The sequence below is a fragment of the Neorhizobium sp. T25_27 genome (assembly GCF_002968565.1).
Classification (GTDB): domain Bacteria; phylum Pseudomonadota; class Alphaproteobacteria; order Rhizobiales; family Rhizobiaceae; genus Neorhizobium; species Neorhizobium tomejilense.
Window position 1 is genome coordinate 1 of the sequence record NZ_PVBJ01000015.1, and the last position, 12,418, is coordinate 12,418.

The 12,418-nt window shown below is 62.2% G+C and carries 12 protein-coding genes; 5 read left to right on the forward strand and 7 right to left on the reverse strand.

Features of this window, described 5'->3' with window-relative positions:
• Positions 1-99: 99 nt before the first annotated feature.
• The 7 genes from C5J24_RS28550 to C5J24_RS28580 all read right to left on the reverse strand — a co-directional run bounded on the left by C5J24_RS28550 (position 100) and on the right by C5J24_RS28580 (position 7,349).
• Positions 100-1,212 (reverse strand): sialidase family protein, encoded by a 1,113-nt coding sequence (locus tag C5J24_RS28550; RefSeq protein WP_105422822.1) that lies wholly within the window; start codon positions 1,210-1,212, stop codon positions 100-102.
• Between the two features lie 50 nt (positions 1,213-1,262).
• Complete coding sequence (locus C5J24_RS28555) at positions 1,263-2,195, reverse strand: carbohydrate ABC transporter permease (protein WP_052754678.1); 933 nt, start codon at positions 2,193-2,195, stop codon at positions 1,263-1,265.
• Entirely contained in the window at positions 2,192-3,094 is a 903-nt protein-coding gene (locus tag C5J24_RS28560; RefSeq protein ID WP_105422824.1) for a carbohydrate ABC transporter permease, read from the reverse strand. Before C5J24_RS28560 ends, C5J24_RS28555 begins: the two co-directional genes overlap by 4 nt.
• Before the next feature lie 10 nt (positions 3,095-3,104).
• Positions 3,105-4,406: an extracellular solute-binding protein gene (locus C5J24_RS28565; RefSeq protein WP_172724174.1), complete on the reverse strand. Its 1,302-nt coding sequence runs from the start codon at positions 4,404-4,406 to the stop codon at positions 3,105-3,107.
• Between the two features lie 31 nt (positions 4,407-4,437).
• The gene (locus tag C5J24_RS28570) at positions 4,438-5,532 is read right to left on the reverse strand and encodes an ABC transporter ATP-binding protein (protein WP_105422828.1); all 1,095 of its coding nucleotides are present in this window, start codon (positions 5,530-5,532) and stop codon (positions 4,438-4,440) included.
• 202 nt (positions 5,533-5,734) lie between these two features.
• Positions 5,735-6,418: a GntR family transcriptional regulator gene (locus C5J24_RS28575; protein WP_105422830.1), complete on the reverse strand. Its 684-nt coding sequence runs from the start codon at positions 6,416-6,418 to the stop codon at positions 5,735-5,737.
• A gap of 31 nt (positions 6,419-6,449) precedes the next feature.
• Positions 6,450-7,349 carry a dihydrodipicolinate synthase family protein gene (locus C5J24_RS28580; protein WP_172724175.1) on the reverse strand — a complete coding sequence of 300 codons (900 nt, stop codon included), beginning with the start codon at positions 7,347-7,349 and terminating at the stop codon, positions 6,450-6,452.
• A 251-nt stretch (positions 7,350-7,600) separates the two neighbouring features.
• Between C5J24_RS28580 and C5J24_RS28585 the strand changes: the two genes are divergently transcribed.
• From C5J24_RS28585 to C5J24_RS28605, 5 genes are all read left to right on the forward strand, one after another.
• A complete protein-coding gene (locus tag C5J24_RS28585) occupies positions 7,601-8,350 on the forward strand; it encodes a hypothetical protein (RefSeq protein WP_105422834.1) in 750 nt (249 codons plus the stop codon).
• A 160-nt stretch (positions 8,351-8,510) separates the two neighbouring features.
• Positions 8,511-9,389, forward strand: a complete 879-nt coding sequence (locus tag C5J24_RS28590) for a dihydrodipicolinate synthase family protein (protein ID WP_105422836.1) — start codon at positions 8,511-8,513, stop codon at positions 9,387-9,389.
• Positions 9,390-9,394: 5 nt separating this feature from the next.
• A complete protein-coding gene (locus C5J24_RS28595; RefSeq protein ID WP_105404450.1) occupies positions 9,395-10,075 on the forward strand; it encodes a GntR family transcriptional regulator in 681 nt (226 codons plus the stop codon).
• Positions 10,076-10,126: 51 nt separating this feature from the next.
• Positions 10,127-11,458 carry an ABC transporter substrate-binding protein gene (locus C5J24_RS28600; protein ID WP_046666286.1) on the forward strand — a complete coding sequence of 444 codons (1,332 nt, stop codon included), beginning with the start codon at positions 10,127-10,129 and terminating at the stop codon, positions 11,456-11,458.
• A complete protein-coding gene (locus tag C5J24_RS28605) occupies positions 11,458-12,393 on the forward strand; it encodes a carbohydrate ABC transporter permease (RefSeq protein ID WP_105422838.1) in 936 nt (311 codons plus the stop codon). The genes C5J24_RS28600 and C5J24_RS28605 overlap by 1 nt, the downstream gene beginning before the upstream one ends.
• Positions 12,394-12,418: the final 25 nt, after the last annotated feature.

Below are 12,418 nucleotides of genomic sequence, written 5' to 3' on the forward strand. Positions count from 1 at the left end.
CCCCAACCCCTCCCCACAAGGGGGAGGGGTTCCACGCACCGCCCCGCATCCCATGTGCGATTTCCTGTCGGCCGCGGAGGCTTAGCCAATCAAGGCTGATCAGTCAGCTATGCCGAAAATCGATGCGCCGACGAAGCGCTCCTGATCGCTGCCGTAATTGTAATAATAGACGCTCAGCAGCTTTCCATCGGGCCTGACGACCGTACGCGGATAACCGAGATCGGACATGCCGCCGTCGTCGCGGATGACGATGTCGTCGCTCCATGTCTTGCCCTCGTCCGAACTGACCCGGGCACGCAGGCCATAGGGCGCGTCGCGATAACCGAACACGAGCACCAGCCGGTCATCCTTCAACCGGTTCAGCGTCGGCGGGTTGCCGGCGTACCCCGTATTCGGCACCGGCCGGCCGATCAATTCCCAGGTCTTGCCCTCGTCGCCGGAGGTATAGGCCTCGATCCACGCCTTGCGGTCCGGGCCGCGGCTTGCCGTCGAGCAGCGCACCAGCGTCAGCACCTTGCCGTCCTTCAGCCGGATCGACGCCGGCATGATCGCAAAACCCTCCGGTTCCTCTCCGACGAAGCTTTCGAAGCTGAAACTCTTGCCGCCGTCGCGGGTGCGGACGCAGAAGACCTGGCCTTCCTTGCCGTTCGGCTTGGCGGCGCTCAACAGGAAGAGCGCGTCATGCTTGCCGAGCGGCACGATGTCGGTGCGTGCCGAAATGCCCGGCAGGCCGAAATCGTCGAGCCGGTAGGGACCACGCCAGGTCCGCGCCCGGTCGTTGCTGACATAGAACCAGCTGATCGCGCCACCCAGCAGGCCTGTGCGGGCACACATGACGATCGTTTCCGGATCGGTGAAATCGATCGGCTGGTCGAGCTGGCGAAGGTCCCGGTCGATGTCGATCCTTGGCTGCGCTTCGAGTTCGGGCAGGACATGCTCGTCGCCCGAAAGCGTCTGGCCGCCGGGTACGAAAGCGTTGAACCGCTCGATCGTCCAAGTTTCGCCACCGTCGAGGCTGCGGGCCTGCACCGGAATGAACGGCCGGGTCTTGTCGCGCGCATGCAGGTTCTCCGCCTCGCCACGGAAACCCTGGACGAAAATCGTCACCGCCTCGTCGCCCCAGAGCCACAGGCCGTAATTGGCGGGCCATGCGGCAAACTCGCCCGGCTTGCGGTAGACTTCCACATTCTTGATCGCATCTGACTTGACCACAGGCATCCTCCTTGCCGCCAAGGCGGCTCATTCATCTCTTGATTGATCGGTCAGCCCTTGACCCCGCTGGTCACCGCGCCGTCGATCACGTGCCGCTGCGCCAGAAGGTAGACGATGATGACCGGCAGGGTGATGAGTGTCGCCATCGCCATGACGACGTTCCAGCGCGCATCCGGCCCGCTCTGCAGCAGTTGCAGGCCGATCTGCAGGGTGGCCATCTCCCGGTGCGAGTTGAGGATGAGCGGCCAGACGAAGTCGTTCCAGGCGCTCTGAAAGCTCAAGACGCCGAGCACGGCAAGCGACGGCCGGGCCAGCGGCAGCAGGATACGCCGGAAGATCGTGAACGGCGACGCACCGTCGAGCTTGGCGGATTCCTCGTACTCCATCGGGATGCGGGTGAAGAACTGCCGCATCATGAAGATGCCGAAAGGTGTCGCCGCAGTCGGCAGGATCATGCCCCAATAGGTATTGAGAAGGCCGGTGCCGCCATTGCCGAGCCAGTCGTTGCCGCCGGCAAAGGGGATCTTCTGGACGATCAGGAAGACGGGAACGATCTGGCTCTGGGCCGGCACCATCAGCAGTCCGACGACCAGCGCGAAGATCAGGTTGCGGCCGGAAAACTGCATGCGGGCCAGCGCGTAACCAGCCAGCGAGCAGAATACGAGGTTCGAAACGGTCGAGCCCAGCGCGTAGATCAGGCTGTTCACCAGCTGCCGGCCGGCATCCGGCGAAGCCATTGCATCAAGATAATTCTGCCATCGCAGCCCGTCCGGAACGAAACTCGGTGGAAACCGGAAGATTTCCTGGTCGCCCTTGAAGGAGGTCGAGACCATCCAGAGGAAAGGCATCACGGTGGCGAGCGCTGCAAACAGCAGCAGCAGGTAACCGATGACGTTCATCACGTCGAAGCGCGGGAATTCCCGGCCACGGCGGCGGGCCGTGATCTGCCGTTCCATCGCGGCGGGCTGTGCAAGGTCGGTCATGCGTCTTTCCTCCGCATGATCCGGGTCCCGATGATCGAGAACACCAGGATGGTCAGGAAGAGTATGGTCGACATGGCCGCGCTATAACCGAACTCGGTATAGCCGAAGGCCGTCTGGTACATCTGGTAGACGACGGTTTCCGTGGAGCCGAGCGGCCCGCCCTGCGTCATCACGTAGATCGCGCCGAACACCTGGAAGGTCTGCACGATCAGGATGATCAGCAGGTAGAAGGTGACGGAACTCAGCATCGGTACGGTGATGCGCAGGAAGATATCCTTGCCCTTGGCCCCATCGAGGCGCGCCGCTTCGTAGATGTCGTTGGGAATGTCCTGCAGACCGGCGAGATAGATGATCATCGCGGTGCCGAAATCGCGCCAGATCGCCATGATGATCAGCGAATTCATTGCAAGGCTGGGGTTCTGAAGCCAAGGCTGCGGCGGCAGGCCGACCCGGGTCAGGACACCGTTCAGCGGCCCGGCATAGGGCTCGTAGACATAGGCCCAGACGACGGCCGCCGCGATCAGCGAGGTGAGGACGGGCAGGTAGAAGATCGTCCGGAAGGCGATGCGCCCCGGCACGTTCTGATTGAGCGCGACCGCGGCCAGCAGGCCGAGCACCATGGTCGGAAAGGTTACGCCGACCGTATAATGGATCGTGTTGCCGACCGCCTGCTGGAAGCGCGTATCGTTGAAAAGCTTGATGTAATTGTCGAAGCCGATGAAATTCGTCGGCTTGAGGAAGGAGACGTCCGTGAAGCTCATCAACAGCGTCGCCACCGCCGGTAGCAGCAGCGACAGGAACAGGATGACGAGCGCCGGTGCGAGGAATGCGTAGGCGCTCCAGGTCTGATGAAAACTGACCGTTTTGATCGGTCTGGATGTCGAGTTCTGAAGCGCCATCACCTGCTCCTCAGCTCTTTTTGAGCAATGTCTGCACTTCGTCGGCGGCAGTCTTCAGCGCCTTGTCGGGCGTGTTCTTCTGGAAGATGACTTCCTGAACGCCGCGGGCGACGAGCGTCATCATGCGGGAGAATACGGGCGTCGCCGGGGCCGTCGGCGGAGCGTAGCTCGCGGTCTTGATGAACTTGGAAAGATAGGGGTCGGCCTGCACGTCCTTGTTCTGCTGGGCGGACTTCAGGGCCGGCACATTCTTGCTGGCGACCGCGAAGGCGACCTGCTGTTCCGGCGACATCGCAAACTCGACGAGCTTGAGCGCCGCTTCCTGATTTGGGGCGCCTGCCCGGACGGCAAAGCAGAAGGGATCGACAAGCGACGTGAAACCGCCGCTCTCCTTCGGGAAGGGCACGACGTCGAACTCGACGCCTGCCTTCAGCGCGTTGTTGGTCGAGTAGTTGCCCGCGACCAGCATCGCAGCGCGTTGCTGGTTGAACGGGTTCGCCATGCCGCCAGGGCCGACGCCGAAGCCCGCATCGGTGATCTTGTCGGTGACAACGAGGTCTTGCAGGAAGGTCAATGCCTTGACGCCTTCCGGACCGGCAAAGCCCGGCGCCGACAGATCCGCCGTCAGCAGCGAACCGCCCGCCCCCTGCAGCAGCAGCGTGAAGAGTTCGAAGGCCTCGAGGTCGTTCTGGTAAAGCTGGATGCCGGAGACCTGCAGCATGCCGCCGCCCGGGCGCTTGGTGACGGCCTTTGCCCATTCGCGAAGTTCGGCCCAGTTCTGCGGGCCCTTGTCCGGATTGAGGCCCGCTTCGCTGATGAGCTTGCGGTTGATGCCAAGGCCGCGCGAGGTGCCGTAGAGCGGCATGGAATACTGACCGCCGTCGGCACGGCCGTAGGCGAGCAGGGACTGGTCGAGATCGGCCGTCTTCACATTCGGAAGCGCCTTGCCGAGTTCGACGAGCTTCTTGCCCGAAGCATAGGTGAGATTGTAGTCCCAATGCTGGACGATCAGGTCCGGGCCTGTATTGCCGTTGATCGCCGTCAGCATCTTTTCATTGAGCTGCGACGGCTCGGCATAGAGGCTGGACTGCAGCGTGACTTCCGGACGTGCGGTCTTGAAGGCGGCTTCGAGCGCTTCACCGGCGGCCTTCTTGCTGCCCGCGAGCTGAGACCAGAAAACCAGTTGCTGGTCCGCCGCAAGCGCGCGGCCGGATGCCGACATCAGGATCGGCAGGCCCGCGAGCCCGGCGGCAGCACCTGACAGAAATGCACGGCGTGTAGGCCTCATGGCATGCATGACATCGTTCTTCATCGCAAACTCCTCCCGATTTATCGACGATGATTCAGTTCCGTCCGATTGTGGTCCCGGCGGCATCAAAGACGTGGATGTTGGCCGCGTCGCAATAAACGTTGAGGTCCCTGCCCGGCTCGACGGCCTGGTCGCCGGCAAACACGCAGGTGAAATTCTGCCCCTCGATAGCGCTGTGAACGATCGTCTGGGCACCGAGCCTCTCGACCGATCGCGGCACGACGCCGATCTTCACCAGCGGCTCGCTGCCGGCCGGTTGCGGCGCCAGGAATTCCGGGCGAATGCCAAGGACGACCTCCTCGCCGACCTTGAGGCGCTTCGCCAGTCCGTCGATGACGATCGTGCCGATGCCGGCAGCCTCGAAGGAATAATATTCGCTTTCGATCGCCTTCACCTTGCCGCGCAACATGTTCATCGGCGGGCTGCCGATGAAGCCCGCGACGAAACGATTGACCGGCTTGTGATAGAGGTCCATCGGTTTCCCGACCTGCTCGACACGGCCGCCGTTCAGCACCACGATCCGGTCGGCCATGGTCATGGCCTCCAGCTGGTCGTGGGTGACATAAACCATGGTGGCACCGAGCTCCTTATGGAGCTGGGTGAGTTCGGTGCGCATCTCGATGCGCAACGCGGCGTCGAGATTGGAAAGCGGCTCGTCCATCAGAAAGATTTTCGGCTTGCGGACGATCGCCCGGGCGATCGCGACACGCTGCCGCTGGCCGCCCGAAAGCTTCGACGGCTTGTCCTTCAGCCGGGTGGAAAGCTGCACCGTGCCGGCGGCCTTCTCGACCTGCTGGCGGATGTCGCCCTTCGAACGGCGCTCCATCTGCAGCGGAAAGGCGATGTTGTCGTAGACGCTCATATGCGGATAGAGCGCGTAGGACTGAAAGACCATCGCCACACTCCGTGTGCCGGCCGGACGGCGGGTCACGTCGTCCGGGCCAATTCTGATCGCGCCGTCGCTGATCGGATCGAGCCCCGCGATCAGGCGCAGCAACGTGGACTTGCCGCAACCGGACGGGCCGACGAAAACCGCGAATTCTCCGTCCTCGATGGCAAGCGATACGTCCGTGATGGCGTCGAACGCCCCGTAGCTTTTCGAAACGTTGGATAGCTCCAGACGCGCCAAAGCTCGGTCCTCCCCTGAATTGCTTCTCCCAAAGCGTCAGATGCCTGACAGCTTCACCATGCAACAAAAAACCGGACCTGTAAACATGTTGTTCGACAACTTCTATGCCAACTGATATGATCAGTTATACATCAAGAGCGCTGCCGGGGGCGTGGAGCCCCTGGAAACGACCTATAGGATTTAAATACCGGGCCGCCGCCCGTCAGAGCTCGATCGCCCGCTCGCGGGCATGCATGATGTGGCGGTCGATGGCGTCGCCTGCCGCATGCGGATCGCGGGATTTGATGGCGTCGATGATTGCCAGATGATCGGCGAAGGCCGGCGGCAGGACCTGCTCGGAAAGGCTGATCCTGTCGAGCTTGATGAGCCGCATGCGGATCGCGTTGACCGCATAGGCCTGGATCAGCAGGTCGTTCTGGGTCGAGTCGACGAGAAGGTTGTGAAACCCGTCGTCGACCTTCTGGCCGCGCTCGAAGACATCCGGCGAGGGAGCATTGCGGACCTCGTCGAGGATCGACTGGTGAAGCCTGGCCTGCTCGTCGAGGATTGCGTCGGGCATCCGCCTGACGGCCGTCAGCACGGCCTCGCGCTCCAGCGCCATGCGCACCTGGAAAGCCTGGCGAATGATCGAGAGATCGATCTGGGTAATCTGGATGCCTCGCTGCGGCATGACCACCAGCAGGCCTTCATATTGCAGACGCGGCAGCAGTTCGCGCAGAGCGCCGATCGATAGGCCAAGGAGAGCGACGAGCTCCCGCTGGGACACGAACTGGCCCGGCCGCAGCCGGCCATCGAACAGCGCCTCGCGAAACCGCTCATAGGCGATCTGTTTGACCGAGCGGAGTTCTGGCTGTTCGGTGCCGGGCGGTGCAGTACGTGCGCTCATCTGTCTCCTATCGCCGGCAGTACCGGGCGGGTCAAGCAGCGGCGCGATAACCCGTCCGCTCAAACAATTCAATGAGCATAGCACGATCGCGCTGATTGAGAGCAACCAGGGGCGGCACCGCATATGCCAGACTTTCGTCGTTGCGATAATGGGCAAGAGCCGCCTTGAGGGCAACGAGCGATCCGTAGGCATCCACTGCCTCGATACGCCGCGACTGCTTCTCCAGAAGGCCCGCATCGTCGGGATTGTCGTAAAGCGACTTCAGGTCGCTGGCGAAAACGTTCGGCATGCCGCCGATCATGCCGGCGCCTCCAGCCTTGACGAGCGTCGGCAGAACCCGGTCGTCGCCCGTAAAGACGGCGAGCCCCGGGAACGACTTCACCAGCATCAGGCCGTTTTCGAGATTCCCGGTCGAATCCTTGATCCCGGCGATGCGGCTGCCATGCTTGCGCATCAGGGCCGCGACCAGCGGCTGCGTGAAACGGACGCGGCTGAGCTGCGGGATGTTGTAGAGGACGAGATCGATTTCCGTATGCGTCCTGGTCCGCTCGATCAGCGCATCGAAGAAAGCCGCGATACCGTCTTCGCTCGCTCCGTAATAGAAGGGCGGCAGGACGAGCGCGGCGCGACAGCCGAGTTTTCCATAGGCGATCAGCGAGATCACCGCGTCGTCGAAACTCGCTGTCATGATCGCCGGCATCTGACGGGCCATATCCAGCCCTCCGGCCTTCAGGGTTTCGAGAGCTTCGAGCTTCTGGATGGTCGAAAAGGATGCGCCCTCGCCCGTCGTGCCGAACGTGGAGATGAAACTGCAGCCATCTGCCAGGAGATGATCGATATGCGCCTTCAGCCGGAGGGTATCGATACGGAATTCGGCCATCACCGGCGTGACGGAGGCGGCAACAATGCCCTTCAGCGCTGCATTCGACATGAACAGGTTCCTCGTTATAGGACTGATATAATCAGTGTAGGTATCAGTCGTCAAATATATATTTACATCAGCCGTCGGCTGCGGCATGTTGCGCCCGGGATTAGCGATGGAGGAACGGATGCGCGACTGCCGTCGGCATATTTTGAAGCATGCAAAATCCATTGATTTTATTGGGATGCTTGAAAGCTCGGCTATTGGTACTAATTGCGGATGCCCCTGGGCTTCCACCTCAAACCAAGGAAACTGAACCTATGCCGGACATGCCTGCCGACACCCTCCCCGCCCGCCTCGCGAGTGCCATTCGCAATGCCATCCTGTCGAGGACCGTGCTTGATCCGGAGCCCTTTCTCGGGCTGCCGCTGGCGGATGCGTATGCGGTGCAGACGGACGTGTTTCGCGCGCTCGGCCAGCCGTTCAAGGGCGCCAAGCTGACCCTGAAGGGGGATTTCTGCCAGAGCGCACCGCTTCTGTCCGTCGACGAAGAAACCAGCCATGCCCATCAGCCGGGCATCTCGCTGGAAGTCGAACTGGCCTTCGTGCTCGACAAGGATGTCGTGGCCCGCGACGGCGAAGTGACCCGCCAGGATATCGTCGACGCGATCGGCTCGGTGCGGATCGGCGTGGAGCTTCTCCGCAGCCGTTACCAGGGCGGCTCCCGGGGCGATCCGGCCCTCGCCGCCGCCGACATGATGAGCAATGTCGGTTATGTCCTCGGCCCGCCGCTGGACCGGAGCCTGCTCGACGAAGGCGCATCGATCGGTCAGCTGTCGGTTTTCATCGACGGACAGTCAGGATTCGACAAGCCCGCAGTGCATTCAGACGGCGACCCGCTGAAGACCATGGTCGTGCTGGCGAACCAGAAACAGCTCTCCTCCTTTTCCATGCTCAAGGCCGGACAGGTGATGACGACGGGCACGTTGTGCGGACTGATTCCGGTCGCCGAGCCTGGCAGGATCGAAGTGAACATGGGCGGACAACGGTTCGTCCTCGACCTGAGCTGACGCGACCTCGAGGGATGTGGCGATGACCGAACGTCCCTCGAAACCCACTAACGAACAGTAGCCAAGGCTCATCCCCAAACTCCTATCAAATTACTTACTTGATTTCTAACATGTCAGTATGCAAATGTTGGAAGAACACTGGGAGGATAAATAAACCAATATGCGTTTCGGGCTCTCCGTCGCACTCGCGACCCCTTTTGACAAAGACGGCAAGATCGTGCTCGACGCGATGGTCACCCAAGCTCGCCGCAGCCTCGATGCCGGCTGCGACAGCGTCACGGTTTTCGGCACGACCGGTGAAGGCGCCTCGATCGGCAATAGCGAACGGGAAAAGGTCCTCGCCGCCATGATTTCGGGCGGCATCGCGCCGCGCCAGATCGTTGCGGGTGTTCTCGTCGATGCGGCCGGGGACGCCGCAGAACAGGCCGCACACGCCCTGTCGGCGGGTGCGCGCAACATTCTTCTGGCCCCGCCCTCCTATTTCAAGAACGTCAGCGACGAAGGCCTGTTCGGCTGGTTCTCCACCGTATTCGCCCTTTTGGGCGACAAGGCCCGCGACATCATCGTCTACCATATCCCGTCGGTCACGATGGTGCCGCTGAGCCACGCGCTGATTGGCCGGCTTCGCCAGGCATTTCCCGGCATTGTCACAGGGGTGAAGGATTCCGGGGGCGAGTGGGCTTTTACCGAAAAGCTGCTCAAGGAACATGGCGACCTCATCATCCTGATCGGCGACGAGCGCCATCTGGCCCAGGGCGTGCGTCTCGGCGGACAGGGTGCGATCTCCGGTGTCGCAAATTTCGCCCCGCGCGAAGTTCGGCGCATGGCCGTGGATGGCGAGGACGATCAGCGGGTCGTCGATCTCGTTGTGGAATTGCTGAAATATCCCGTCATTCCGGCCGTGAAGGTGATGATCGCCCATCTTTCCAACGATCCGTCGTGGCTGACGGTGCGGCCGCCGCTTCTTTCGATCACCGACGAGGGTCAGCGCCTGTTGGCATCGGCCTTCGACACCCTGTTCCGTTCGAAGGCGGCCTGAAGACCATGGATCAGGCGCGCCCCACGGAAAGTCCGGTCGAGGAGCAGCCAACGCTGAGGGAGAAGGCTTACGAGAGCTTCACGCGCCACCTTCTGGCGCGTGACGTTCGCCCGGGCCAGTTCGTCTCCCAACGTCGGCTCGTGGAATTGACGGGCCTGACGCTTGGTGCGATCCGCGAACTAGTGCCGCGGCTGGAGGCCGAGGGACTGATCAAGACAGTACCGCAGCGCGGCCTGCAGATCGCCCATATCGACCTCAACCTCATCCGTGAAGCTTTCCAGCTTCGCCTCTTCCTGGAAAAGGAAGCCGTTGCACTGTTCACCCAATCGGCCCCGGACCAGGCGATCGCCAGGCTTTTGAAAGAGCATCGCGAGATCGTTCAGGCGATCCAGGGCGGCAACGACAGCCGCGAGCTGGAACTCCATGCGCAGGCGGTCGACTGGGGCATGCACGACGCCTTTATCGACGCGCTCGGCAACACCATCATTTCGAACGTCTACCGGGTGAATTCCATCAAGATGCGGCTGATCAGGCAAGAGCGGTTCCGCATCGACGGCCGGGTCGGCCCCGTCATGAACGAGCATCTGAAAGTGCTCGAGGCGATCGAGCGACGCTCCGTGGAGGAAGCGGTCGCAGCACTCGTCGCCCATATCAATCACGCGAGGGATCGCGCGATCAGACTTTAGAAAAAGCAGCCGGAGACAAGGGTATCCGGCGCATTAGGAGGAGGAAATAGCATGTCATCTTCGTTCTGGAAGCCCACCCGCCGCAGCTTCCTGGCCGGCTCGGCCGCGCTCGGCGCAGCCGGTTTGGTCGGTTCGCGCCCGGCCTCGGCCGCCGTCGACTGGAAGCGCTTCGCCGGCACCACGCTGGAAGTGAACCTCGTCAAAAGCCCGCGCGGCGATACGATCATCAAGTACCTGGCCGAGTTCGAGGCGCTGACCGGCATCAAGGTCAATGCCGAAGCGACCCCGGAACAGCAGCAGCGCCAGAAGGCGACGATCGAGCTCTCGTCCGGCAAGCCGAGCTTCGACGTCATCCACCTGAGCTACCACGTCCAGAAGCGCCAGTTCGAAAAGGGCGGCTGGCTTGCCGATATCAGCGGCTTCCTGAAGGATCCGACGCTCACCGACCCGTCGCTGAGCGAAAGCGATTTCGCCGAAGCCGGCCTCACCTTTGCCAAGGACAAGGACGGCAAGCTGCGCTCCCTGCCCTTCTCGGTCGACTACTGGATCGTCTACTGGAACAAGGAACTCTTCGAGAAGAAGGGCCTCGCCTATCCCAAGACCTTCGATGAAATGGCAGCGGCAGCGGAAGCGCTGACCGACAAGACCACCAATACCTACGGCTTCGTCGCCCGCGGCCTGAAGAACGCCAACGTTCCGGTGTGGACGGCGCTGATGCTCGGCTACGGCGCGACGGCGCTTGGGCCTGACGGCAAGCTGCGCACGACCTCCGACGAGGCCGTCGAAGCCGCCAAGCTTTACCAGCGCCTGATGACCAAGTCGGCCCCGGCCGGCATCTCCGGCTTCAACTGGGCGGAAGCCCAGTCTGCCTTCCTGCAGGGCAAGGTCGGCATGTGGCTGGATGGCGTCGGATTTGCTCCGCCGCTCGAAGACCCGCAGAAGTCCCGTGTCGTCGGCAAGGTCGGTTACGGCGTCATGCCGAAGGGACCGAAGGCGCAGGCGGCCGCCACCTTCGGCGATGGCATCGGCGTCACCGCCGGCAGCCAGAAGAAGGAAGCCGCCTATCTGTTCTGCCAGTGGGTCATCTCGAAGGAGATGGGCGCACGCCTGCTGCAGGCCGGCGCCGGCGTTCCCTTCCGCCAGTCGATCCTAGCCGATGCGGAAGTCCGCAAGGGCGTCACCATGCCCAGCGCATGGGTGGATGCGGTCGCCGCTTCCGGCAAGGTCTCGCAGCTTGCACTGCCGGTCATCATCCCGGTCACGGAATTCCGCGACATCTACGGTGTCGGCCTGACCAACATGATCGGCGGCGCCGACCCGGCAACCGAACTCAAGACGGCAACGGCGCAGTTCGAACCGGTCCTTGCCAAGAGCGAGGGATAATGGCCTCCGTGAGCATCGAAACAGCACGGACGGAAACCGGTAACAAGAGGAGCAAGCCGAGCAGGCTTGCTCCCAACTACTGGCCTTTCGTCGTTCCCGCCCTCATCGTCATCGGCGCGGTCATCGTCTTCCCGTGGGTTTTCACCCTGTGGATGAGCGTGAACAGCTGGACGCTGGGACAGGAGCAGACCTTCGCCGGGCTGGACAATTACATCCGGCTGGCGACCGATTTCCGCTTCTGGGAATCGCTCTGGCACACGCTGATCTTCACGGTGCTGGCGGTCGTGGCACCGCTGTTTCTCGGCACGCTGGCAGCACTTATCTTCGATGCTCAATTTCCGGGAAGAGGTTTTCTGCGCGGCGTCTTCGTCATGCCGATGATGGCGACCCCGGTCGCCATCGCACTCGTCTGGACCATGATGTACCATCCCCAGCTTGGCGTCCTCAACTATCTGCTGTCGCTGGTCGGCATCGGCCCGCAGGAATGGATCTATAACCGCTACAGCGTCATTCCCTCGCTGGTCCTCGTCGAGACCTGGCAATGGACGCCGCTGATCATGCTGATCGTGCTCGGCGGCCTCGCCGCACTTCCCCGCGAACCCTATGAGAGCGCAGAGATCGACGGCGCCAACGCCTGGCAGAAATTCCGCTATCTGACACTTCCGATGATCGCGCCCTTCCTGATGATCGGCGTCATCATCCGCTCGATCGACGCGATCAAGAGCTTCGACATCATCTACGCGATGACGCAAGGGGGGCCGGGCACGGCATCCGAGACGATCAACATCTACCTCTACAACACCGCCTTCGCCTATTACGACATTGGCTACGGCTCGGCGATGGCGGTCGTCTTTTTCGTGATCATCGTCGCGCTCTCTTTCCTGCTGATGATGGTCCGCGCGCGGACGAACTGGTCGGACATGGAGACGCGCTGATGGAACACGCCCTCACCAAACGCCC